23 protein-coding genes are annotated in these 21,811 nt (G+C 67.8%); 11 read left to right on the top strand and 12 right to left on the bottom strand.

Features of this window, described 5'->3' with window-relative positions; genetic code table 11:
- Positions 1-4 precede the first annotated feature (4 nt).
- Positions 5-427, top strand: a complete 423-nt coding sequence (locus CFB24_RS06875) for a GFA family protein (protein WP_088519838.1) — start codon at positions 5-7, stop codon at positions 425-427.
- A 22-nt stretch (positions 428-449) separates the two neighbouring features.
- Here the strand turns inward: CFB24_RS06875 and CFB24_RS06870 are convergent, their stop codons facing one another.
- The 4 genes from CFB24_RS06870 to CFB24_RS06855 all read right to left on the bottom strand — a co-directional run bounded on the left by CFB24_RS06870 (position 450) and on the right by CFB24_RS06855 (position 3,319).
- Positions 450-1,418, bottom strand: coding sequence for a KpsF/GutQ family sugar-phosphate isomerase (locus CFB24_RS06870; protein WP_088519837.1), 969 nt, complete (start codon positions 1,416-1,418; stop codon positions 450-452).
- A 74-nt stretch (positions 1,419-1,492) separates the two neighbouring features.
- Positions 1,493-1,681, bottom strand: a complete 189-nt coding sequence (locus tag CFB24_RS06865; protein WP_088519836.1) for a YgaP family membrane protein — start codon at positions 1,679-1,681, stop codon at positions 1,493-1,495.
- Positions 1,682-1,747: 66 nt separating this feature from the next.
- Positions 1,748-2,371, bottom strand: coding sequence for a Crp/Fnr family transcriptional regulator (locus CFB24_RS06860; protein ID WP_158255113.1), 624 nt, complete (start codon positions 2,369-2,371; stop codon positions 1,748-1,750).
- A gap of 21 nt (positions 2,372-2,392) precedes the next feature.
- Complete coding sequence (locus tag CFB24_RS06855) at positions 2,393-3,319, bottom strand: LysR family transcriptional regulator (protein WP_244593076.1); 927 nt, start codon at positions 3,317-3,319, stop codon at positions 2,393-2,395.
- Between the two features lie 53 nt (positions 3,320-3,372).
- On the opposite strand from CFB24_RS06855, the gene msrA reads away from it, so the two are divergent.
- Positions 3,373-4,020, top strand: coding sequence for a peptide-methionine (S)-S-oxide reductase MsrA (gene msrA / locus CFB24_RS06850; RefSeq protein ID WP_088519833.1), 648 nt, complete (start codon positions 3,373-3,375; stop codon positions 4,018-4,020).
- 92 nt (positions 4,021-4,112) lie between these two features.
- Positions 4,113-4,661 carry a TIGR00645 family protein gene (locus CFB24_RS06845; RefSeq protein WP_088519832.1) on the top strand — a complete coding sequence of 183 codons (549 nt, stop codon included), beginning with the start codon at positions 4,113-4,115 and terminating at the stop codon, positions 4,659-4,661.
- On the opposite strand, the gene CFB24_RS06840 is transcribed toward CFB24_RS06845, so the two are convergent.
- Positions 4,658-6,319: a tetratricopeptide repeat protein gene (locus tag CFB24_RS06840; protein WP_158255114.1), complete on the bottom strand. Its 1,662-nt coding sequence runs from the start codon at positions 6,317-6,319 to the stop codon at positions 4,658-4,660. The two genes, CFB24_RS06845 and CFB24_RS06840, sit on opposite strands and share 4 nt — an antisense overlap.
- 115 nt (positions 6,320-6,434) lie before the next feature.
- Between CFB24_RS06840 and CFB24_RS06835 the strand changes: the two genes are divergently transcribed.
- Positions 6,435-6,785, top strand: a complete 351-nt coding sequence (locus tag CFB24_RS06835; RefSeq protein WP_088520110.1) for a RidA family protein — start codon at positions 6,435-6,437, stop codon at positions 6,783-6,785.
- 29 nt (positions 6,786-6,814) lie between these two features.
- On the opposite strand, the gene CFB24_RS06830 is transcribed toward CFB24_RS06835, so the two are convergent.
- Together CFB24_RS06830 and CFB24_RS23580 are read right to left on the bottom strand one after the other, a co-directional pair.
- Entirely contained in the window at positions 6,815-7,642 is an 828-nt protein-coding gene (locus CFB24_RS06830; RefSeq protein WP_244593077.1) for a HesA/MoeB/ThiF family protein, read from the bottom strand.
- Positions 7,639-8,229 carry a 2-hydroxychromene-2-carboxylate isomerase gene (locus CFB24_RS23580; protein ID WP_244593078.1) on the bottom strand — a complete coding sequence of 197 codons (591 nt, stop codon included), beginning with the start codon at positions 8,227-8,229 and terminating at the stop codon, positions 7,639-7,641. Before CFB24_RS23580 ends, CFB24_RS06830 begins: the two co-directional genes overlap by 4 nt.
- 165 nt (positions 8,230-8,394) lie before the next feature.
- On the opposite strand from CFB24_RS23580, the gene CFB24_RS23575 reads away from it, so the two are divergent.
- Both CFB24_RS23575 and CFB24_RS06815 read left to right on the top strand, forming a co-directional pair.
- Entirely contained in the window at positions 8,395-9,063 is a 669-nt protein-coding gene (locus CFB24_RS23575; protein WP_244593079.1) for a phosphatase PAP2 family protein, read from the top strand.
- A gap of 4 nt (positions 9,064-9,067) precedes the next feature.
- On the top strand, positions 9,068-10,255 hold the full coding sequence (locus tag CFB24_RS06815) for a urate hydroxylase PuuD (RefSeq protein ID WP_158255116.1): 1,188 nt from the start codon (positions 9,068-9,070) through the stop codon (positions 10,253-10,255).
- Between the two features lie 26 nt (positions 10,256-10,281).
- Here the strand turns inward: CFB24_RS06815 and CFB24_RS06810 are convergent, their stop codons facing one another.
- Positions 10,282-10,938 carry a glutathione S-transferase family protein gene (locus CFB24_RS06810; RefSeq protein WP_088519827.1) on the bottom strand — a complete coding sequence of 219 codons (657 nt, stop codon included), beginning with the start codon at positions 10,936-10,938 and terminating at the stop codon, positions 10,282-10,284.
- A gap of 293 nt (positions 10,939-11,231) precedes the next feature.
- On the opposite strand from CFB24_RS06810, the gene CFB24_RS06805 reads away from it, so the two are divergent.
- Entirely contained in the window at positions 11,232-12,449 is a 1,218-nt protein-coding gene (locus tag CFB24_RS06805) for a polyhydroxyalkanoate depolymerase (RefSeq protein WP_088519826.1), read from the top strand.
- Between the two features lies 1 nt (position 12,450).
- Here the strand turns inward: CFB24_RS06805 and CFB24_RS06800 are convergent, their stop codons facing one another.
- On the bottom strand, positions 12,451-13,146 hold the full coding sequence (locus tag CFB24_RS06800) for a carbonic anhydrase (RefSeq protein ID WP_088519825.1): 696 nt from the start codon (positions 13,144-13,146) through the stop codon (positions 12,451-12,453).
- 282 nt (positions 13,147-13,428) lie between these two features.
- Between CFB24_RS06800 and CFB24_RS06795 the strand changes: the two genes are divergently transcribed.
- From CFB24_RS06795 to CFB24_RS06780, 4 genes are all read left to right on the top strand, one after another.
- Complete coding sequence (locus tag CFB24_RS06795; protein ID WP_088519824.1) at positions 13,429-14,310, top strand: HpcH/HpaI aldolase/citrate lyase family protein; 882 nt, start codon at positions 13,429-13,431, stop codon at positions 14,308-14,310.
- Positions 14,311-14,395: 85 nt separating this feature from the next.
- Positions 14,396-16,270, top strand: a complete 1,875-nt coding sequence (locus tag CFB24_RS06790; protein ID WP_088519823.1) for a hypothetical protein — start codon at positions 14,396-14,398, stop codon at positions 16,268-16,270.
- Between the two features lie 28 nt (positions 16,271-16,298).
- The gene (locus CFB24_RS06785; protein ID WP_088519822.1) at positions 16,299-17,864 is read left to right on the top strand and encodes a heme biosynthesis protein HemY; all 1,566 of its coding nucleotides are present in this window, start codon (positions 16,299-16,301) and stop codon (positions 17,862-17,864) included.
- A gap of 217 nt (positions 17,865-18,081) precedes the next feature.
- Entirely contained in the window at positions 18,082-18,591 is a 510-nt protein-coding gene (locus CFB24_RS06780) for a L,D-transpeptidase (protein WP_088519821.1), read from the top strand.
- 175 nt (positions 18,592-18,766) lie between these two features.
- Here the strand turns inward: CFB24_RS06780 and CFB24_RS06775 are convergent, their stop codons facing one another.
- The 3 genes from CFB24_RS06775 to tesB form a co-directional block, all read right to left on the bottom strand.
- On the bottom strand, positions 18,767-20,281 hold the full coding sequence (locus tag CFB24_RS06775) for an ammonium transporter (protein ID WP_088519820.1): 1,515 nt from the start codon (positions 20,279-20,281) through the stop codon (positions 18,767-18,769).
- 66 nt (positions 20,282-20,347) lie between these two features.
- On the bottom strand, positions 20,348-20,686 hold the full coding sequence (locus CFB24_RS06770; protein WP_088519819.1) for a P-II family nitrogen regulator: 339 nt from the start codon (positions 20,684-20,686) through the stop codon (positions 20,348-20,350).
- A 236-nt stretch (positions 20,687-20,922) separates the two neighbouring features.
- Complete coding sequence (gene tesB, locus CFB24_RS06765; RefSeq protein WP_088519818.1) at positions 20,923-21,810, bottom strand: acyl-CoA thioesterase II; 888 nt, start codon at positions 21,808-21,810, stop codon at positions 20,923-20,925.
- Position 21,811 lies beyond the last annotated feature (1 nt).

The following is a 21,811-nucleotide window of genomic DNA, read 5'->3' as shown; positions in this document are numbered from 1 at the left end:
GGCGATGGCGGGAGATGCGGATGTTCGGAGGGGCCAGTGCCATTGCGGCGCGGTGCGGTTTGAGGCGCGACTCAGCGACGGCTTCAATACGATCTGCCGTTGCAACTGCTCCTACTGCCGCATGAGAGGCGCCGTCGTCGCCGCGGCGGCGGGCGGGGTCAAAATCCTGCAAGGCGAGGACGCGCTGACAAGCTATCGCTTCAACACTGGCGTGGCGCAGCACTTCTTCTGTTCCCGCTGCGGAATCTACACGCATCACCAGCGGCGCTCCGATCCAACTCAGTTCGCCGTGAACGTGGCCTGCCTGGAAGGGGTCAGTCCGTTCGATTTTCCCGAAGTGCGCGTCACGGATGGCGTCAATCACCCCAACGACACCGGCAAGCCGCCGCGTCTGGCGGGCACGCTGCGTTTTTTCCGCGCGGAGTGACGTTGGGCGGCGCCCTTGGCGCTCAGGCCACCCCGGCTTTCAGCAGATCGTGAATGTGCAGGATGCCGACGGGCTTGCCGGCGTCGAGGATGAACAGCACGGTGATCTTGCGCCGGTTCATCGTCTCCAGCGCGGCCGAGGCCAGCGAGCCGACATTGGCCGTGCGCGGGCCGCGCGTCATGATTTCAACGGGGCGGCGGTCCTGCATGTCCGGCCCCCAGTTGCGGCGCAGGTCGCCGTCGGTGATGATGCCGCTCAGCGCGCCCACCTCGTCGACGAGGCCGACGCAGCCGAAACGCTTGCCCGACATGACCAGGATGACCTCGCTCATGCTGGCGCTTTCCGGCAGCAGCGGCATGTCCTCGCCGGCGTGCATGAGGTCGTCGACCTTGTTCAGCCGCGCCCCCAGCTTGCCGCCGGGATGGAAAATGCGGAAGTCGCGCGCCGTAAAACCGCGATCCTCGATCAGCGCCACCGCCAGCGCGTCGCCGAGCACCAGCTGAATCGTGGTGGAGGTGGTCGGCGCGAGGCCGTTCGGGCAGGCCTCCTCGACCTGCGGCAGCAGCAGCAGCACGTCGGCGGCGCGGCCGAGCGCGCTGTCGCGGCGCGAGGTGCCGGCGATCAGCGGCACGGTGAATCGTTTGGAATAATCAATGAGATCGGCCAGTTCCGCCGTCTCGCCCGACCAGGAGAAGGCCAGCAGCACGTCGTCCTGGGTGACCATGCCGAGATCGCCATGGCTGGCTTCGGCGGCGTGGAGGAAAAAGGCGGGCGTGCCGGTGGAGGCCAGCGTCGCCGCCACCTTGCGGCCGATATGGCCGGATTTGCCCATGCCCGAGACCACCACGCGGCCGCGCGCGTTGCGGATCAGCTCGATCGCTTGTTCAAGCGCGTGGCCGAGATCGCCGTCGAGCGCGGCGCGCAAATGCGCCATGCCCTTGGTTTCGATCTCGACGCTTTTGCGTGCGGCTTCCAGTGCGATCCGTGTCATGCGACCCTCTTTATCGCCGCGTTCCCTAACCCATTGGCTCGAACTCGGCAATGCGCGGGGCGCGCGGCGGCGGTTTACGGCTTCTTGCAGGTGTCGATCCCGAGCAGGGCGTAGGGCGGGCACCAGCGAATCAGTCCGGTCAGCAGCGGAACGACGCCAACCCAGCCCCAGGGCGTTTGCGGGCCGACGAACACAAGCGAAATCAGCGCGAGGCCGAGGACGATGCGGATGGCGCGGTCGAGTTGTCCGATATTTCTGGTCATGGCGGTCTCCTGTTTGGGTCACGCCTCCCGATTAAGCCGCGCGCGGCGGCAAGTCGGTGACTTCGGTCACGCACCGGACAGGTCTTCGAGGCCGGCGCGGTCGCCGATCTCGATTCGGCCGCGCGCCAGCCGCACCAGCCCGGCGCGCTGGAACAGCGCCAGCTGCCGGCTGACCACTTCGCGCGCGGCGCCAATATCCTCGGCCAGATCCTGGTGCGTCGCCTCGAACCCGGCGGCGTTTCCCGCGCGCGAAAGCACCGCCGAGGCGAGGCGGGCGTCCACCCGCAGGAAGGCGATGCTCTCGACCAGCCGGGTCATTTCCGAAAGCCGCGCGCCGAACCGTTCGAACACGAATTCGGCGAAATCGCCGGAATCCCGCAGCAGGCGCTTGAACAGCGGCGGCGGGACGATCGCGAGCCGAACCTCGGTTTCGGCCACGCCCTCCGCCGTGTAGTCGAGGCCGCCCATCAGGCACAAAGTGGTCTGCACGCAGGTTTCGCCGGGCGCCACGCGATAAAGCACGAGGCGCCGCCCGTTCTCGCCGGTGACGCTGACCCGCACCGAGCCCTGGCGCAGCAGCACGAAGCCCTGGCAGGGCGATCCGGCCGAAAACAGGGTTTTGCCTTCGGGGAACGTCAGCTCCGGCAGGCGTCCCAGCGCCTCGCGCGTCGCCGAGTCGCATGTCGTCAAGCGCGCGAAAGAGTCCATCGGTCAGAAGGCGGCGTTGGCCACGAGAAAATCGCGGAACGCCTGGATGCGCGCGACATTCTTCATTTCGGCGGGATAGGCCAGCCAGCAGTCGAGCACCGGCATGTCCACATGCAGATCGAGCCGCGTCAGCGGCGAGGCGTCGTCGATGACATAGTCCGGCAGCACGGCGATGCCGGCGCCGCGCTCCACCGCCTGCCGCACCGCGAACAGGTTGTTGATGGAAATGGCCGGCTCGCGCGGCTTTTTCGGATCGCGCCCCGCATAGAGCAGCAGGTTCAGATTGTTGAGATAGGGCGCGCCGGACACGCCGAAGGCGAGGATGCGGTGGGAATCGAGATCCGCCGCGCTCTGCGGCTGGCCGTGGCGCTGGACATAGGCGCGCGACGCATAGGCCGAATAGGTCAGCGAAAACAATTTGCGGCGGATCAGCTCGCTCTGGGTCGGCTCGCGCAGGCGCAGGGCGACGTCGGCCTCGCGCATGGTCAGGTCAAGCTCGTCGTCGGTGAGAATCACGGTGACGGTGATGTTGGGATAAAGCTCGCGGAATTCGGCGAGGCGCGGCGCCAGCCAGGAGGCGCCGAAACCGGTGTTGGCGGTGACGCGCAATTCGCCATGGGGTTTTTCGCGGGCGTCCGACAGTCTTACGCGGGCGCCTTCCAGCTTGGCCAAAACCTCCTGCACCGTGCGGTACAGCATCTCGCCCTGCTCGGTCAGCAGCAGTCCGCGGGCGTGGCGATGAAACAAGGTGGTCTTGAGATCGTACTCGAGAGCGCTTACCTGCCTGCTCACAGCGGACTGGCTCAAGTGCAGCGCTTCGCCGGCGTGGGTGAAAGACCCGGCCGAAGCGGCTGCGTGAAAAATGCGTAGCTTGTCCCAGTCCATCGGGTCCCCGCCCGTCATGATGCCCTCGCCATGAATCCTCGGCATGGGAGTCATGCGTTCCTTGCAGCACCGTTTACGCCATAAGTAGGAGGGCGTCCATGTTCGCCATTGGAAAAAAGTCGAAACTGCCCGGCCCGTCAGAGGCCTTGCCCGGACGGCGCGAGCCGCTCGACCCCGGCAAGGTCCACTTCGTCAATGGCGCGGTCCTGGCCGGTCCCTATCCGCGCGGCTGCGAGGCCATCCAGTTCGGCATGGGCTGTTTCTGGGGCGCGGAGCGCAAGTTCTGGCAGACCGAGGGCGTGCATGTCACGGCGGTCGGCTATGCCGGCGGCCTCACGCCCAATCCGACCTATGAGGAGGTGTGCTCCGGCCGCACCGGCCATGCCGAAGTGGTGCTGGCGGTTTACGACCCCGGCCGGGTGTCGCTGGACAAGTTGTTGAAAATCTTCTGGGAATCGCACGATCCCACCCAGGGGATGCGGCAGGGCAACGACATCGGCACGCAATATCGGTCGGCTATTTATTTCACCAGCCAGACGCAGCGCGTCGCGGCCGAGGCCTCCAAGGCGGCCTATCAATCGGCGCTGTCGCGCCACGGCTACGGGCCGATCACGACCGAAATCGCCCCGGCGGGGCCGTTCTATTTCGCCGAGGCCCATCACCAGCAATATCTCGCCAAGAATCCGGGCGGCTATTGCGGCCTGGGCGGCAGCGGGGTTTCCTGTCCGATCGGGCTTGAGACCTGAGCCGAAATCCGAATAAGCTTGGCGGCGCGCGACAATCGGTCGCGCGCGGTCACACGCAAACAATTGCTTGAAACCGTTTGAGAGGAGCGCATATGCGTTTGGGCAAGAGGATCGAGCGCGCGCTCGAAACGTTGCTGTTTTCCAGCCGCTGGCTGTTGGCGCCGTTCTTTCTGGCGTTGATCCTTTGCCTGGTGGCGCTGCTGATTCAGGCGGGCCTGCATGTCTTTCACGTGTTGCAGACCGTGTTCACCGCCTCGGAAACCTCGGTGGTGCTCGATGCGCTCAGCCTGATCGACCTGAGCTTCTGCGGCGCGCTGGTGGTGCTGGTGATTTTCTCCGGCTACGAGAATTTCGTCTCGCGCATCGACCATATCGACGAGCCGGACGGCGGCCTGAAGGCCGCCGCGTCGCAAGCGTCCTGGCCGGAATGGATGCGCCATATCGACTTCAACGGGCTGAAACTGAAGCTGTTGTCGTCGATCGTGGCGATTTCCGCGATCCAGACCCTGCGGGTGATGCTGGACATGCAGAACCGCAGCAATGCGGAAATCGCCTGGACGGTGGGCATCCATCTGTCGTTCGTGGTCTCGGCCCTGCTGCTGGCCCTGATGGACCGGATCAGCCACGACGAGAAACATTAAAGCGCGTCGGCCATGGCCTGAAAAACGCCGGCCCAGTCGTCGCGCGCGGGCTGGCGGAACAGCCGGACGCTCGGATACCATGGCGTATCCGTGCGTTCGCGGCGCCAGCGCCATTCCGCCACATGCTTCAAAGCCAGCCAGGTCGGGCGCCCCAGCGCGCCCGCCAGATGCGCGATCGACGTGTCGCAACTGACGATGAGGTCGAGGTTTTCCATCACCGCCGCCGTGTCGAGGAAGGCGTCGGGACCCTGGTCGAAATCCGGCAGGGTTTCGATGCGGGCCTCCGGCGGCGGCGGGGCGTCGCCGGCTTCGCGCCGGTGCAGCGAGATCAGCCGGACGTCCGGGCGATCCGCGAGAATTTTCAGCAGGGCGGGGTCGTAGCCGCGGTCGCGGCCGGCCGCATTGGCCAGATGCCCGCGCCAGGCGACGCCGATCTTGCGGCCGCCCGCGCCGAGCCGGTCGCGCCACAGCGCGACGCGTTCGGGTTCGGCGCGCAGATAGGGCGTCAGCGCGGCCCAGCTCTCGGGTTCCGCGCCGAACAGGCCCGGCGCGCTCATCATCGGCAGATGCGCGTCGAAAGCGTCGGGCGCCTCGTCCTCGTCGAGCCAGACGATGTCCTCGCCCAACGTGCGCAACAGCCGGTGCAGCCGGCGCGGCGCCGCCGCCGACACAAGGGCGCCGCGGTCCGCCGCATAGCGGGCGAAGCGGCAGAATTGCAGCACGTCGCCCAACCCCTGTTCCCAGAACATGAACAGGCGGCGGCCGGCGAGCGGCGCGCCTTCCTCAAAGCGATTCGGCAAGCCGCGCCGCGAAAAACGGTCGGTGACGCACGTGCGGTCGAACCGGCTTTCGTAAAGGCGCCAGCCCTCGGCGAACCGGCCCATGCGCAAGGCCCAGTTGGCGGCGCTGAAGCGGATTTCGGGATCGTTGGGCTTGAGCGCCAGCGCCCGCTGGTAGCAGGCGTCCGCCTCCTCCTGCCGGTCGAGTTCGACCAGAGCGTTGCCGCGATTGTGAGAGGCGTCGGCGTAATCGGGGGAGAGTTTTAGCGCCAGATCATAGGCCACCAGCGCCTCGTCGTAGCGTTTCAGCTCTTTCAGAACGATGCCGCGATTGTTGAGCGCGTCGGCGAAGCCGGGCCGCGCGGCGCAGGCGCGCTCGAAACTCGCCAGCGCCTCGTCGATCCGGCCGAGATGCTTTAACGCCAGGCCGCGATCGTTCCAGGCCCCGGCGTGGTCCGGCGCCCGCGCCAGCACGGCGTCATAGGCGGCGAGCGCCGCCTCCCAGCGTTCCGCCGCCAGCAGGGCGATGGCCCGGTTGTTGAGAATGGCCGGCGAGAACGGGTCGAGCGCCAGCGCGCGGTCAAAATCGGCCAGCGCCGCGTCATAGCGCCGCAACTCCTTGAGAATCACCCCGCGATTGTCGAGCGCGATGGGGTGGTTGGGCTGCAACGCCAGCGCCTCGCCCAGCAGAGCCAGCGCGCGGGCGCGGTCGCCCTTTTGCGCCGCCAGCACGCCCATCAGCCGCGCCAGTTCGGGATGCGGGCCGAAGTCGCGCCGCAGCGATTCATAGGCGCGCGCGGCGCCGGCGAGATCGCCTTGCACATGGCGGGCCACGCCCTGGTTGAAGCGGCTGGGAAAGCCGCCGGCGGCATGCGGCATGGCAAGCTCCCGAAGGTGAGACAATGCGGCCGACTTTCGCTCGTCCGGCTTTCTCCAACCTTGTGCGGCGGCGCGCCTTGGTCTATCGCGGGCGCCGACGGAAAAGGAGAGTTTGATGAGCCTCAAGAGACTGCACCCGGGAAAACGCATGAGCCAGGGCGTCGTGCGCGGCGACATCGTGTTCCTGGCCGGCCAGGTGGCCGAGACCAAGGGCGGCGCGCCGGTGGCCGAGCAGACCAAGGAAGTGCTCGGCCAGATCGACAAGCTGCTCGCCGAAGCCGGCACCGACAAGACCAAGATCATGATGGCGACGATTTATCTGGCCGACATCAAGACCTTCGCCGAAATGAACTCGGCCTGGGACGCTTGGGTCCCCCAGGGCGCCACGCCGGCCCGCGCCACCGTCGAGGCCAAGCTGGCCGCGCCGGAATACAAGGTGGAAGTGGTGATCGTCGCGGCGATCTGATCGGGCGGGCGTCCGAACGGACGCCCGGCTTACGCCTGACGGGTCGGGGCGTTTGACGCGCCCTTGCCGTTGAGGGGATTGTCCTCGTCCCAGCCGTAGCTCACGGTTTCGAACCGCATGGCGGCGAGGTCGAACAGAGCGAGGCGCCCCACCATCGAGCGGCCGAAGCCGACGATCTCGCGGATCGCCTCCAGCGCCATCAGCGCCCCGACCATGCCGGTCAGCGCCCCGAGCACGCCGGCCTCGGCGCAGGTCGGAATCGCGCCCGGCGGCGGTTTTTGCGGAAACAGGCAGCGATAGGTCGGGTTCGGCGTTCCGTCCGGCGCGGTCTCGAACGGCCGCAGCGTGGTGAGCGAGCCGTCGAACTGGCCGACCGCCGCCGTCACCAGCGGCTTCTTCGCATAATAGCAGGCGTCCGACACGAGATAGCGGGTGTCGAAATTGTCGGAGCCGTCGGCGACCACATCGCAGTCCTCGATCAGCGCCCTGACATTGTGCTGCGTCAGCCGCACCGCCTCCACCTGACAGACGACATTGGGATTGAGTTTTTGCACCGCCGCCGCCGCCAGGGCCGCCTTGCCCGCGCCCACGTCCTCGTCGGCGAACAGGATCTGGCGTTGCAGATTGGACAGCGACACCTTGTCGTCGTCGATGATTTTCAGCCGGCCGACGCCCGCCGCCGCCAGATACAGCAGCAAGGGCGCGCCCAGCCCGCCGGCGCCGACCACCGCCACCGAGGCGGCCTTGAGTTTGCGCTGGCCGGGGCCGCCGATGTCGCGCAGCAGGATGTGGCGCGCATAGCGTTCGATTTCTTCCGGGGTGAGTTCGGGCAAGTCGGTCATGCCCGAAAAAGTCATGGCCGCCTGGCCCAGTCAAGCGCCTGTTCGAGCCGGTCGTCGCCCCAGAACAATTCGCCGTCTTCCGTCACGAAGCTGGGCGCGCCGAACAGGCCGAGTTTGCGCGCCGTCTCGGTCTCCTCGCGCAAGCGTTCGCGAATCGGATCCGATTGGGCCTGTTCCAGCAGGTCGGCCGGCAAGTCGAGATCGCGCAGGATGCCGGCGAGCACGGATTCGTCGGAAATCACCTGTCCGCGCGCGAATTCCGCCAGGAACACCTCGCGCGAAAAGTCCGGCCGCGCCGCGTCCCCGACCGCCAGCGCCAGCCGCGCCGCTTTCACCGAATTTTGCGGAAAGCCGGCCGGACGTGTGAAGGGGTGTCCGCGCGCGGCGCAATTGCGTTCGAGATCGCGCCACATATAGCGCCCCTTGGCGGGGAAAATGTTGAAGGGCGAATTCATCCAGCCCTGAGCCGTGAAAATCGGCCCCAGCAGAAACGGCCGCCAACGCAGCTCGACGCCCGCCGCTTGGGCCAGAGTCTCGACGCGGTGGATCGTAAGATAGGAATAGGTGCTTGCAAACTCGTACCAGAAATCCAATCGGGGCAATGTCGTCTCCGCAAACAAGGACGGCGGGTTCGCTGCGGGGCCGCGCGAAAAAGCGGACCCATCGGTCAGTTTCGGCGGTTTGAGGCGTTCCGGGGTGGAGCTTGGCTCAAAACACCGATAAACGCTAGTCGTTCCGGTTCCGGCAAAAAATCGAGGCTCCCGCGCGTGTCGCCAAAATCGACCCTTGTTCTCGTCGCCTTTCTCACTCTGGCGGGTCTGGCGCTGTTCGCCTGGGCGCCCGAGCTCGATCTCGCCGTCGCCGGGCTGTTTTTCAAGGACGGCGCCTTTGTGGCCGCCTCGACGCCGGCGGGCGACGTCTGGCGGCGGGTGTTCTGGGACGCGCCCTATGCGGCGCTCGCCATCTGCCTCGTCGGCTACGTTCTGCGCCGCTCCGGCCGTTCTATGCGCGGGCCGGACGGCAGGGCTACGATCTTTCTGATCGCCACGCTGGCGCTGGGGCCGGGCCTGCTGCTGAACGGCGTGCTCAAGGAGCATACCGGGCGGCCGCGCCCGGTGCAGACCGATCAATTCGGCGGGGACTGGACGTTCCGCCCCTATTACCGCATCGACGGGGCCTGCCCGAGCAATTGCTCGTTCGCTTCCGGGGAGGCCGGAACCTCCGCCTGGACGCTGGCGCCCGCGCTGCTGGCGCCGACGCCGGCGCGGCCCTATGCGGTCGCCGCCGCGCTGGCGCTGACGGCGGCGACCGGGGCGTTGCGCATGGCCTATGGCGGACACTATCTCTCCGACGTCACGCTCGCCGCGCTGTTCACCATTCTCGTCGTTCTCGGCGGCTATTGCTGGTATGCTCGCGGCGGCTCCCGCTGGATCTGACCTGATGCAATTCGACCTGCTGCTTGACGACGCCGCCTTTTTGCTGCGCTGGCTGCATGTGGTCGCGGCGATGGTGTGGGTCGGCTCGGCCTTCGCCTTGCTGCGGCTCGACCTCGCGATGCGGCCGCGCGCGGGAGATGGCGCGGCCCAGAGCCTGTTTTTGAACGGCGGCGCCGCCTTCCGGCTGGCGCGCACGGCGGAGGCCGATCCCGGCGAACCCGCCCTGCATTTCAAATTCGAGGCCTACGCCACCTGGTTCAGCGGCTTCGCCTTGATCTGCCTGATCTATTGCGCGGAGCCGCGCCTGTTCCTGATCGACCCGCAGCTGTGGGACGCCCCGCCCTGGGCCGCGATCACGCTCGCTTTGGCGCTGCTGCCGGGCTTCCTGCTGATTTATGAGATGTTCTTCCGGCGGACCCGGCTGGAGGGCGACGCCGCGCTGTGGGCTTTGTTCGGCCTTTGCGCCGCGCTTTGCGCCGGCCTGTGCCTGCTGTTCGCCGGCCGCGCCGCCTTTCCGCTGATCGGGGCCAATCTTGCGACGCTGATGGCGGGCAATATCGCCCATGCGCTGTCCCCGGCGCAGCGCCGCCGCCTCGCCGCCCTGCGCCGGGGCGAGACGCCCGACGAGGCCGAGGCCAAACGGGTGGCGGGGCGCGCGCTGCACAATCAATATCTCGTTCTGCCCGTCGTTTTCTTCATGCTGTCCGGCCATGCGCCGCTGCTGTTCGCGGGGCCGCAGCGCATCGCGGTCGCCGTGCTCGCGGTCGCCGCGGGCTTTCTGATCCGCCGGCTGTTTCTGCAACGGGCGCGGGGTCTGGGCTGGAACGGGCGCCTGATCGCGGCGGCGGCCGTCGCGCTGGCGGCCCTGTTGGCGCTGGCCTGGCCGAAGCCGCCCGAGGACAGACGCGCGGAAACGGCGGGACAGGCGATCGCCCAGCTGATCCGGCCGGGACCGGCGGCGGCGCAGGCGCTGATCGACACGAAATGCGCCTATTGCCACGCCGCCGCGCCGCTTTGGCCCGGCCTTTCGCGCGCCCCGGCCGGACTCGATTTCACCGACGGCGCGGGTGTGGCGGCTCATGCGGCGGAGATTTTACGCGCGGCCGCGCTCACCTCGGCCATGCCGCCGCCGGGCGCCGCGCCGCCGCTCGACGACGAGGACAAAGCCCTGTTGTGGCGGGCGTTGCGCTAGCGCGGAGTCCCGAAAATCATCGCGCCCTAGAACTCGACGTCGAGCTCCTCCATTTCGTCCGGCTCGACCCGGGCCGCTTCGGCCCATTCCACCATGGGCGCCCAGTTGAGGATGTGATCGCGATAGCCGGCGGCGTCGGAATCGAGCGCCACGCGATAGGTGGCGAACCGCGAGCAGACCGGCGCGAACATGGCGTCGGCCAGGGTGGGGCGGGCGCCGAACAGGAACGGGCCGCCATATTGGTCAAGGCACTCGCGGAAAATCTGCACGACGCGCGCGATGTCGGGCCGGGCGCCCGACCAGATGCGGAAATTGGGAAATTCCGCCTTGATGTTCATGGGCAGGGCCGAGCGCAGATTGGCGAAGCCGGAGTGCATTTCGCCGGACACCGAGCGGTTGTGGCTGCGCCCGGCGCGGTCGGCCGGCAGAATCCCCGCCGAGGGACAGATTTCGGCGAGATATTCGGCGATGGCCAGCGTATCCCAGATATGCAGGCCGTCATGGTCGAGCGCCGGCGTGCGGAACGAGGGCGACAGCAGCAGCAGTTCGGCGCGGGCGCTGGCGTCCTCGATCGGCAGGAGCCGCTCCTCGAACGCGATTCCCGCGATTTTGCACAACAACCAGCCGCGCAGCGACCAGGACGAGTAATTCTTGCTGCTGATCGTCAGGACCGCCTTGGCCATCGTTTCGCTCCCAAAGCAGGATCGCCGAAGTGCGGCCGCCGATTTTTCGGTCGAAAATCCTGCTGCAACAGAGTATGCCAACCATGAATGGGTCGAAAGTGCGCCTATTCACGCGTGCGGGCCGAGGTTAGCACTCCCCGGCTTCAAGGCAATGCGCAAATTTTCAACTTGCAAGCCATGCTTGCCTATTCGCCCTAGCCAAAAGTATGCGACCATCTGTCCATCGTGACAGTTTTGACATAATACAAAAATGCTAAGCTCCTCATCGCCGGGGCGCGCGAAGGGGACCGCGAATGCTGTATCATGCTTATCAAGCCCAATCGGACCTGATGGCGCCGGTCAAGGCCTACGCGCGGCTGGCCGCCCAGATGCTGAACGGGTCGATCGGGCCGCTGCGCGACACGCTTCTGGTCCGCAACATGTCCGCCGCCTACCAGATGGTGGACCGCGTCGGCCTGACCCATCAGCGGCCGGCCTATAATATCAAGAGCGCGCCGGTCGGCAACGAGCAGGTGGAGATCGTCGAGACCGCCGCGCTGACCACGCCCTTCGCCACCCTGCTGCACTTCAAGAAACATGTCGCGACGCCGCAGCCGCGCGTGCTGGTGATCGCGCCGCTGTCCGGCCATTTCGCCACGCTGCTGCGCGCGACCGTGCGCACGCTGCTGGCCGACCATGACGTCTTCATCACCGACTGGCACAACGCGCGCGACGTCAGCCTGGCCGACGGCGCCTTCGGCTTCGACGATTATGTCGCCCATGTCATCCGCTTTCTCGAACATATCGGCCCGGGCGCGCATATTGTCGCGGTGTGCCAGCCCTGCGTGCAGGCGCTGGCCGCCGCCGCCGTGATGGCCGAGGACGACAATCCGGCCCAGCCCGCCTCGATGACGCTGATGGCCGGGCCGATCGACACCCGCATCGCGCCGACCAAGGTCAACGAGCTGGCCAAGGAAAAGCCGATGTCCTGGTTCGAGTCCAATCTGATCGCCCGCGTGCCGCTGCGCTACAAGGGCGCGCGGCGGCGGGTCTATCCCGGCTTCATCCAGCTCTCCGCCTTCATGGCGATGAACATGGACCGCCATGTGAAGGCGCATGTCGAGCTGTTCCACCATCTCGCCGGCGGCGATGTGGCCAAGGCTGACCAGACCAAGGCGTTTTACGACGAATATTTCGCGGTGCTGGACCTGCCGGCGGAATTCTATCTGGAAACCGTGCGCTGGGTGTTCCAGGAGCATCTGCTGCCGCTGGGCCTGCTGAAATATCGCGGCCGAACGGTCGATCCCAAGGCGATCCGCAAGACCGCGCTGCTGACGGTGGAAGGCGAGCGCGACGACATTTGCGCCGTCGGCCAGACCATGGCGGCGCATGATCTCGCCGCCAGTCTGAAGCCTTATCGCCGCAAGCACCACATGCAGGCCGGCGTCGGCCATTACGGCGTGTTCAGCGGCCGCAAATGGGAAAACCAGGTCTATCCGATCGTCCGCAACATGATCCTGCAGAACGATTGAGTCAGAACCTCGGGGCGTCGGCGAACAGGTCGCGATAGGCCTCGGCGGCGATCTGGTGGAACTGGCCGGTGGCCTCGTTCAGCACCAGCAATTCCCCGGTGGCGACGCCAAAATAGGCGCCGTGCAGGCTGAGCCAGCCGCGCGCTTCGAGCGTGGCGATATAGGGGAAGCTGCGCAGGTTGGCGAGGCTCGCCTTGATCGACTCGTGGTTCAGCCGCTCCGACCAGTCGCTCAACGGTTCGCTCGGCGCGCCCAGGCCTTCGGCCGCCGGGGCGAGCAGCCGAATCCAGCGGCCGATGAAATCGCCCGGCGCCAAGGGCCGCATATACGGATCGGCCTCCATTTCGGTATAGGCGCGCACGCCGCCGCATTGGGCGTGGCCCATCACCACGATATGCTTGACCTTCAAGCCCATCACAGCGAATTCGATGGCCGCGGAGGTGCCGTGATAATCGTCGTTCGGCTTGTAGGGCGGGGCGAGATTGGCGACATTGCGCACCACGAACAATTCGCCCGGCCCGGCGTCGAAGATCACCTCCGGCGGGACGCGCGAATCGCAGCAGCCGATCAGCAGGGTGTCCGGGTTCTGTCCCTGTTCGGCCAGTTCCTGGTAGCGCGCGCGCTCCCGTCCGAAACGCCCCTGAAGGAAGCTTTGATAGCCTTCAGCCAGCCGTTTCGGGAAAATCTGCTCGCTCATCGCAAATGCCTCCGCGCCGCTTGGGCGGCAACCGGGCGCATGTATTGCCGGATTGCGGCGGCGGGGGCAAGCCGCCGGATGCGCGCGGCGTCCCGACGAAAGTCGCGGCGTCCCGCCAAATTGCCGATGGCGCGAACGGGGGCGAGCGATTATGCTCGCCCGCACAAGCTTGGACGCCGGGGCGGGCCGCTGAAACGCGGCCGGCGCGGCGACGCTTTTATTCAACGCGTCCGAACGCGAGCGGTCCGCTCGCATGTTTCGCGGCGCCATTGAGGAGAACGCATGACCAGCCTTCGTCCCCGCCGCAGCGTGCTCTACATGCCCGGTTCGAACGCCCGCGCGCTGGAAAAGGCCAAGACGCTCGCCGCCGACGCGTTGATCCTCGATCTGGAGGACGCCGTCGCGCCCGACGCCAAGGAGGCTGCGCGCGATCAGGTCATGGCCGCCGTCAAGGCCGGCGGCTTCGGCCGCCGCGAGGTGGTCATCCGCGTCAATGGAACGCATACGCCCTGGGGCAAGGCGGATCTCGCCGCCGCCGCCGCCGCCGGCCCGGACGCCATTCTGATTCCGAAGGTTTCGACCCCCGGCGACATCACCCTCACCGCCAAGGCGATCCGCGATTTCGGCGCGCCCGAGCACACCAGGCTCTGGGCGATGATGGAAACGCCGACCGCCATTCTCAACGCCGATTCCATCGTGCGCACGGCGCTCGATCCCGCCGCGCGGTTGTCCGTGCTGGTGATGGGCACCAACGACATCGCCAAGGAAACCCGCGCGCGGCTGACGAAGGGGCGGCTGTCGATGCTGGCCTATCTGTCGATCTGCGTCGCCGCCGCCCGCGCCCACGGGGTCGATATCGTCGACGGCGTTTACAACGATTTCTCGGACGAGGCGGGATTCCGCGCCGAATGCGAGCAGGGCCGCGATCTCGGCATGGACGGCAAGACGCTGATCCATCCGAAGCAGGTGGAGATTTGCAACGAGGTGTTCGCCCCGGCCGAGGCCGAAATCGCCTTCGCGCGCCGGGTGATCGAAATCTTCGATCTGCCCGAGAACCAGTCCAAGGGCGCGCTGCAGGTCGACGGCAAGATGGTCGAGCGTTTGCACGCCGACATGGCGCGGCGCACCGTCGCGATCGCCGAGGCGATCTCCGCTCAGACTTGAGAGAAAATGCCGGTCGCGTGTCGAACTGGGGTTTTCCCGATCCGCGCGGCCGCTATAATGCCGCGGAACGGCAGGGAACCGCAGAATGAACGCGCAGAACGGACAAGGCGAGGATCACCAGACCCCTGCGAAGGCCGCCACCCCCGCGGAGCCTGCGGCTCCCGGCGCGGCGCCGCAGCCTTCGCCCAAGGGACAAGCCACGCCGGCGGTCAATCCGTCGCTAGCCAAGCCCGAATCGTCCCCCGCGCCCGCGCGCCCCGCCGCCGCGAGCGTAGTGACCGGCAAGAAGACCGAAGCGCCCGCCGCCAAGCCTTCGGTTTCGCCTTTAGCTTCGGTTTCGCCCGCGCAGGCCGTCGCGCCGAAGAAGGCTGAGGCGCCCGCAGCCCCCGCCAAACCTGCGCCCGCCAGCCCAGCCGCGCCGGCTGTGGCCGAAAAGAAAATTGAAACGCCTGCCGCCAAGCCTGTGGCTGCGCCCGCGCCGGCCGTTGTGGAAAAGAAAACGGATGCGCCCGCCGCCGCCAAGCCGGCGCCCGTGAGCCCAGCGACGCCGCCTGCGGTGGAGAAGAAAGCCGAAGCGCCGGCGCCCGCCAAACCCGCCGCCGAAAAGAACGATCCGCCGCCCCCCTTCCGAACCGCTCCGGCCCAGCCTACGGCTGCGCCTTCCACCCCGGCCAAGCCTTCCACGCCAGCCACGCCGGCCAAGCCTTCGACGCCGGCCAAGCCCGTCACGCCGGCCAAGCCCGTCACGCCGGCCAAGCCGGGGCCGTTGGGCGGCGCGCGTCCGCCGTCCGAACCCCAGCCCGAACAGCCCGCGAAGCCGAAGAGAACCGGTCTGCGTCTGGTCGCCTTGCTGGGCGTGGCGGCGCTCGGCGGCGGATATTATCTGTCGACCCAGAATGGCGCGCCGGATCTGCTGTCTCCGCCCGCCGACACCGACGCCGCCAAGCCTGCGGCGAAGACCGCCGCCCCGCCGCCGGAGGGCGAATCCGCCGGCGCCAAGGGCGGCAAGAACGAAGCCGCGGATTCGGAGAGCGGCAAGGCCGCGACCGCCGAGTCCGAGAAACCCGCCGTGGAGACCGAAAAGCCGGCCGCTTCTGCCGAGCCGACCGCGCCGTCTCAGGCGGAAGCGCCCGCCGCCCCGAGCGAAGCGCCGGCGCGTCAGCCGGCCGCCGAGCCTCCGGCCACGGCCGCGCCTGACAAGGCTGGAGCGGGCGACGGGCCGAGCCTGCGCGAACGCGAACTGGTCGAGCATCTGGTGGAGACGCGGACGGAACTGTCCGACACCCAGGCGCAGGTGGCGCAGGCGCAGACGCAATTGTCCGAATTGACGCGCCGTCTGGCCCAGGCCGAGGCGAAGCTCGCCGCTCCGCGAGAGACGCCCAGGGCCGCGCCGGAATCGAAGCCGGCCGAGGCGGCGGCGCGGCTGCTGATGGCGGAATCGGCGCTGGCCGCGCTGCGCCAGGGCGCGGATATCGCCGCTTTCGCCGGCGCGCTCGAACATCTGGGCGGCGACGCCGGCCGCGTCGCGCAAATGCGGGCGGGCGCGAAGGCGCCCGGCCTCGTCAGCCTCGCCGCCGATTTTTCGGCGCTGTCGCCGAAAATCGCCGCCGCCGCCGCACCGCCGAAACCGGCCGGGACCGAGGCGAAAACCACCGGCGAGAAGGTGATCGCCTATCTCGAAACCCATGTCGGCAAGGTGGTCAAACTGCGGCCGGCGGGCTCGGCCGCGCCCCCCGCTTCGCCGGAGGATCAGGCCGCCGCGCATGCCGAAAAGGCGCTCAAGCTTTTGAAGGCCGGTGATCTCGCCGGCGCGGTCGCCGAGGAGGCGCTGCTGCCGGAGGCTTCGCGCGCGGTGACGGCCGATTGGGCCAAGGCCGCCGGCTTGCGCCTCGCGGCTGAAAACGCGGCCAAGGCTGAATTTGAAGCCGCGTTGCAGAACGTGGATAAAGTTAACAATTGACGTTTCTCTGTCATTTCGGGCGTCTCCCATGATCAAAACGCTGCTGTTTCTCGCCTTGATCGCCGCCGCCGCCTGGGGGCTCGGCATTCTCATGGAGACGCCCGGGTCGCTCGCGGTCGAGTGGTTCGGCTACCATATCGACACCTCGCCGCTGGTGGGCTGCGCCTTCATCCTCGCGACGGCCGTCGTCCTCGGTCTGGTTTGGAGCCTGATCCGCTTCCTGTTCAACATTCCCTCGTTCATGGCGCTGGCGCGCCGCGCCCGGGGCCGCGAGCGCGGCGTCGAGGCGCTGTCGCGCGGCATTGTCGCGGCCGGCGCCGGCGACCTGCAGCGCGCGCGGCGCGCCAGCCAGGAAGCCAAGCGGCATCTGCCGGAGGAGCCGCTGACGCTGCTGCTTGAGGCGCAAACCGCGCAATTGGCGGGGGACCGCGCCCGCGCGGAGGAGGCGTTCCGCGCCATGTCTCTGCGCGCCGACACCAAATTGCTCGGCCTGCGCGGCCTGCACGCCGAGAGCCTGCGCCGCGGCGATCAGGAGGCCGCGCACGCGCTGGCGCTCCAGGCCCAGGACACGCGTCCCCTCAGCTGGACGGGGCAGGCGGTGTTCGACCGCTATACCGCGACCAAGGACTGGGAGGCCGCCCAGCGTTGCGTCGCCCAGAACATTCGCGCCAAAATCGTCGATCCCGAGACGGCGCGCCGCCAGCGGGCCGTGCTGGAGACGGCCATTGCGATGGACGTCGAGCAGACCGATCCGGTGCGCGCCATCAAGCTGCTGCGCGCGGCCCTGCAGAAGGAGCCGGCGCTGACGCCGGCCGCCGTCCTGCTGGGACGGTTGCTGTCGCGCAAGGGCGATCTGCGCGCCGCCTCGAAACTGCTGGAGACGGTTTACGCCCGGGCGCCGCATCCCGAACTCGCCCGCGCCTATCTCGAGGTGCGCTCGGGCGATTCGGCCGCCGACCGCCTCAGCCGCGCCAAGGCGCTGGCGCGCTGCGCGCCCGAGCATCCCGAAAGCGCCATGCTGGTCGCGGTGGCCGCCATTGGCGCCCGCGAGTTCACGCTGGCGCGCAAGTCCATGGCGCCTCTGGTGGCCTCGGGCCAGCGTCCGACCGCGCGCATGTGCGTGATCATGGCGGAACTGGAAGATCGCGAGCACGACGCGCAGGGGCTGGTGCGCGAATGGCTGTCCCGCGCGTCGCGCGCGCCGCGCGACGCCATGTGGTTCGCCGACGGCCATTGGTCGAAGCATTGGGCGCCGATTTCTCCGGTCACCGGCAAGCTCGACGCCTATGTCTGGGCCGAGCCGCAAGAGGAATTGACCGGCCCCGTCGAGGATCCGCCGCCTGCTTTCGCGGCGTCCACGCTCAATGGAGCGGCGCCCACCTCGCTGCAGGGACCCTCCGATACGCCGCAACCGCCGTCCGCCGCCGCGCCGCCCGCGCCCCCCGCCGCGGACGCGCCGGCGAAGGCCGGCGAGTCGGCCTCCGCTCAGCGCCATTCGCCGCAGCCGGTGGTGTTCCCGCTGGCCTCGCCGCCGGACGATCCCGGCCCGAAGCCCAAGCCCGTCGGCGCGGCGGCGCCCGCGCGCATGTTCTGAGCCGCGCGCGACGCGCGATGATTTGACGAGCGGCCCGGCGAACCTCGCGTTCGCCGGGCCGTTTTGCGTTAACGGATGATTATGCGTTAACGCCCTGTTAGCGCTCGTGACCAAATTTTCCGTGACTGTGGCGCCGGCGCCCTAGCTCCGCGCGTTTCCTGGCGGCATTTTCAAAGCTCTACCTGCTCCGCTCCAGCCCGCCGCCCAGGAGTCTTTCATGCGCTCGCTTGCCTTCGCCGCCTTCGCCGCTCTCGCCGCCGCCGCGCCGCTACCCGCCGTCGCCAGCACCCATCTGGTCAATTTCCGCCCCGGTTACGATGCGGGAACCGTGGTCATCAGCATGAGCGAGCGCAAGCTCTACTACGTGCTCGACGACGGCCGCGCCATCCAATATCCCGTGGCGGTCGCCAAGCCCGGCAAGGAATGGCTGGGCTCGGCCCGCATCGAGGGCAAGTATTTCCGTCCCGACTGGACGCCGCCGGCGGTGGTCAAGCGCGACCACCCGAACCTGCCCGATTTCGTGCCGGGCGGATCGTCGCGCAACCCGATGGGCGCCGCCGCGCTCACGCTGGACCGGTCCGAGATCGCCATTCACGGCACGTCCCCGACCATGCGCGGGTCGATCGGATCGCGCGCCTCCTACGGCTGCATCCGCATGCTCAACGAGGACGTGTCCGATCTTTACAGCCGGGTCAGCGTCGGCACGCCCGTGGTGATGACGCCCTGAACGGCGGAGGCTCGCCGGGAAGCCGGCGCGGACTTGGGATCAACCCCGTCGGTTCGGCGGGGTTTTTCTTTGCGGCGCGGTTCCGTACGTAAAAAAAGCCCCTGGCTTGCGGCCAGGGGCTTTTCTATTCGGTGCGGACGGCGGGTTTCCCCGCCGCCCTCGATCCGGGATCGGATCAATAATTGTAGGCGCGTTCGCCGTGATCGGTGACGTCGAGGCCTTCGCGCTCGTGATCCGGGGCGGGACGCAGACCGACGACGAGATCGACCAGCTTGTACAGGATCGCGGAGCCGACGCCCGACCACACCAGGGTCGTGCCGACCGCCTTGGCCTGGATGATGAGCTGGGCGATCATGTCGAACGGCGCGGTCGAGGCGTTGCCGTTGGCGAAGTTGGTGTAGTCGGTCAGGCCGACGCCGCCGAGGGCCGGGCTCACCAGGATGCCGGTGGCCAGAGCGCCGACGATGCCGCCGATGCAGTGCACGCCGAACACGTCGAGCGCGTCGTCATAGCCGAACGTGTTCTTCACGGTGGAGACGAAGAACAGGCACAGCGGCGAGACCGTGAGGCCGAGCACCAGCGAGCCGATCGGGCCGGCGTAGCCGGAGGCCGGAGTGACCGCGACGAGGCCGGCGACGGCGCCCGACACCAGGCCGAGCAGCGAGGGCTTGCCCTTGACGGCCCATTCGACCAGCAGCCACGACAGGGCGGCGCCGGCGGTGGCGACCATGGTGTTGACGAAGGCCAGGGCGGTCACGCCATTGGCTTCGAGGTTGGAGCCGGCGTTGAAGCCGAACCAGCCCACCCACAGCAGGGCGGCGCCGATCATGGTCATGGTCAGCGAGTGGGGCGGCAGAGCCTCGCGGCCGTAGCCGATGCGCTTGCCGACGATCAGGGCGCCGACGAGGCCGGCGATGCCCGCGTTGATGTGCACCACGGTGCCGCCCGCGAAGTCGAGCGCGCCGGACTGGAACACGCGGCCCGCGTCGAGGTTGACGGCGTCGAGCTTGGCCTGCGCGGCCGCCTTGGCGGTCTCGTCAACGGCCTTGGCCAGTTCCTTGGCGGCGTCGCCGATCGCGTCCGGGCCGGCCCAGTACCAAACCATGTGGGCGATCGGGAAATAGATCACGGTGACCCACAGCAGCACGAACAGCATGACCGCGGAGAACTTCATGCGTTCGGCGAACGCGCCCACGATCAGCGCCGGCGTGATCATGGCGAAGGTCATCTGGAACACGAAATAAGCGAGTTCCGGCACCACGACGCCATTGGAGAAGGTGGCGGCGGTGGAGCTGGCGGTCACCCCGTTCAGGAAGATTTTCGAGAAGCCGCCGACGAAATCATTGGCGATGCCGCCATTGGTGAAGGCCATCGAATAGCCGTAGAGCGTCCAGACCACGCCGACCAGCGCGACGATGGCGAACACCTGGGTGAGCACCGACAGCATGTTCTTGGTGCGGACGAGACCGCCGTAGAACAGGGCGACGCCGGGAATGGACATCATCAGCACCAGCACGCTGGACACCAGCAGCCAGGCGGTGTCGCCCTTGTTGGGAACGGGCGCGGCCGCGGCGGTCGCCGCGGCGTCGGGCGCCGGCGTCTGGGCGTAGGCCGCGCAAGCGCAAACGGCCACGCCCGCAAGGGCGAGGCCGAGCGCTTTCAGCCCGGTCTTGGTGGGAACACAATTCATTCTCTAACTCCTGGACACATGAAGTCGTGCGCGGGGCGCTCGGGGGAGGCCATCGCGGGGGAGGGATCAGAGCGCGTCGGAATCGCGCTCGCCGGTGCGGATGCGAATCGCCTGCTCCAGCGGGCTGACGAAAATCTTGCCGTCGCCGATCTGGCCGGTGCGGGCGGCGCTGGAAATGCCATCGACCGCCGCCGCGACGAGATCGGCGGGCACGGCCACTTCGATTTTCAGCTTGGGCAGGAAGCTCACGGCATATTCCGCGCCGCGATAAATTTCAGTGTGGCCCTTCTGGCGGCCGTAGCCCTTCACTTCCGTCACCGTGAGGCCGTGCACGCCGACCGCGGTCAGCGCATCGCGGACCTCGTCCAGTTTGAACGGTTTGATGATCGCCGTTACGATTTTCATCTGATGATCCCTGTTTTTTGGCGAAATGAACCATTTCGCTTCTTGGGCGGGCCGGCCGGGCGCAGCCGGCGGCCTCCTAAGCCTTAACAAGGACCGTGCCAAAGACGCAGGCGCCGTGAGTCCTTGGGGAATCGTCGCAATTTTACCCGAATGGGCGGGAAGGCCGCCTGTTGAACAGGCATATGGCTAAAATCTGGGCGGCAATGGTTGACGGCTATGCGGCGCTGCCTGTTCCCTCACCATTGCTCCAGGCCGGCGCCGGGGTCGCGCCGCAACCGGATCAGGCCCTCCTGCGCCACCGAGGCGATCAGCGCGCCGTCGCGGCTGTAGAGGGCGCCGCGGCTGAAGCCGAGGCCGCCGCGCGCATTGGGGCTGTCCTGCACGTAGAGCATCCATTCGTCGGCGCGGAACGGGCGATGCAGCCACAGCGCGTGGTCGAGGCTGGCCGCCTGGATGTCCGGGTGGAACACCGAGCGGGCGTGGGCGATCAGCGCGGTGTCGAGCAGGGTCATGTCGGAAAAATAGGCCAGCGTGGCGCGATGCAGCGCCGGATCGTCGGGCAGCTTGCCGGTGGCGCGCACCCAGACTTTTTGCACGGGGTCGTCCTGTTTGCCGCGCGCAATGAAGCGTCCGGGATCGACCGGGCGCATTTCGATCGGACGCTCGCGCTGGAAATAGCGCCGCACCGGTTCGGGCATTTTTGCGCCATAGGCTTCGATGAAGGCGTTCTCGTCGGGCAGGGATTCGGGCGGCGGGACGTCCGGCGGCGAAAAGGCGTGTTCGAGGCCTTCCTCCGAATTGAAGAAGGAGGCGGCCAGGGTGAAGATGACCCGGCCATGCTGGATCGCGTGGCAGCGGCGGGTCGAAAAACTGCGGCCGTCGCGCAGTCTTTCGACCTGATAGACGATGGGGGTCGCGGGGTCGCCGCCCAGCAGGAAATAGGCGTGCAGCGAATGGGCCGGCGCCTGCGGAACGGTGCGCTGCGCCGCCACCAGCGCCTGCGCGATCACCAGCCCGCCGAACACGCGCTGCCAGCCGACCTGCGGGCTGCGGCCGCGAAACAGATTTTCCTCGATCTTTTCGAGATCGAGAATGTCCAGCAAGTCCGTGACCGCGTGCGTCATG

The sequence above is a fragment of the Rhodoblastus acidophilus genome, assembly GCF_900187365.1.
GTDB classification, from domain to species: Bacteria; Pseudomonadota; Alphaproteobacteria; order Rhizobiales; family Beijerinckiaceae; genus Rhodoblastus; species Rhodoblastus acidophilus.
The sequence above is the reverse complement of the archived record's forward strand: the minus strand, read 5'-3'. Positions and strand labels throughout refer to the sequence as shown.

What these genes read in the sequence shown, in the direction of transcription:
- msrA (WP_088519833.1), top strand. Translation starts at nt 3,373, where the DNA reads ATGTTCGCCATTGGAAAAAAGTCGAAACTGCCCGGCCCGTCAGAGGCC.
- CFB24_RS06870 (WP_088519837.1), bottom strand. Translation starts at nt 1,418, where the DNA reads ATGACACGGATCGCACTGGAAGCCGCACGCAAAAGCGTCGAGATCGAA.
- CFB24_RS06785 (WP_088519822.1), top strand. Translation starts at nt 16,299, where the DNA reads ATGATCAAAACGCTGCTGTTTCTCGCCTTGATCGCCGCCGCCGCCTGG.
- CFB24_RS06810 (WP_088519827.1), bottom strand. Translation starts at nt 10,938, where the DNA reads ATGGCCAAGGCGGTCCTGACGATCAGCAGCAAGAATTACTCGTCCTGG.
- CFB24_RS06865 (WP_088519836.1), bottom strand. Translation starts at nt 1,681, where the DNA reads ATGACCAGAAATATCGGACAACTCGACCGCGCCATCCGCATCGTCCTC.
- CFB24_RS06815 (WP_158255116.1), top strand. Translation starts at nt 9,068, where the DNA reads ATGCAATTCGACCTGCTGCTTGACGACGCCGCCTTTTTGCTGCGCTGG.
- CFB24_RS06805 (WP_088519826.1), top strand. Translation starts at nt 11,232, where the DNA reads ATGCTGTATCATGCTTATCAAGCCCAATCGGACCTGATGGCGCCGGTC.
- CFB24_RS06780 (WP_088519821.1), top strand. Translation starts at nt 18,082, where the DNA reads ATGCGCTCGCTTGCCTTCGCCGCCTTCGCCGCTCTCGCCGCCGCCGCG.
- CFB24_RS06795 (WP_088519824.1), top strand. Translation starts at nt 13,429, where the DNA reads ATGACCAGCCTTCGTCCCCGCCGCAGCGTGCTCTACATGCCCGGTTCG.
- CFB24_RS06775 (WP_088519820.1), bottom strand. Translation starts at nt 20,281, where the DNA reads ATGAATTGTGTTCCCACCAAGACCGGGCTGAAAGCGCTCGGCCTCGCC.
- CFB24_RS06840 (WP_158255114.1), bottom strand. Translation starts at nt 6,319, where the DNA reads ATGCCGCATGCCGCCGGCGGCTTTCCCAGCCGCTTCAACCAGGGCGTG.
- CFB24_RS06835 (WP_088520110.1), top strand. Translation starts at nt 6,435, where the DNA reads ATGAGCCTCAAGAGACTGCACCCGGGAAAACGCATGAGCCAGGGCGTC.
- CFB24_RS06855 (WP_244593076.1), bottom strand. Translation starts at nt 3,319, where the DNA reads ATGCCGAGGATTCATGGCGAGGGCATCATGACGGGCGGGGACCCGATG.
- tesB (WP_088519818.1), bottom strand. Translation starts at nt 21,810, where the DNA reads ATGACGCACGCGGTCACGGACTTGCTGGACATTCTCGATCTCGAAAAG.
- CFB24_RS06875 (WP_088519838.1), top strand. Translation starts at nt 5, where the DNA reads ATGGCGGGAGATGCGGATGTTCGGAGGGGCCAGTGCCATTGCGGCGCG.
- CFB24_RS06790 (WP_088519823.1), top strand. Translation starts at nt 14,396, where the DNA reads ATGAACGCGCAGAACGGACAAGGCGAGGATCACCAGACCCCTGCGAAG.
- CFB24_RS06770 (WP_088519819.1), bottom strand. Translation starts at nt 20,686, where the DNA reads ATGAAAATCGTAACGGCGATCATCAAACCGTTCAAACTGGACGAGGTC.
- CFB24_RS06830 (WP_244593077.1), bottom strand. Translation starts at nt 7,642, where the DNA reads ATGACTTTTTCGGGCATGACCGACTTGCCCGAACTCACCCCGGAAGAA.
- CFB24_RS06845 (WP_088519832.1), top strand. Translation starts at nt 4,113, where the DNA reads ATGCGTTTGGGCAAGAGGATCGAGCGCGCGCTCGAAACGTTGCTGTTT.
- CFB24_RS06800 (WP_088519825.1), bottom strand. Translation starts at nt 13,146, where the DNA reads ATGAGCGAGCAGATTTTCCCGAAACGGCTGGCTGAAGGCTATCAAAGC.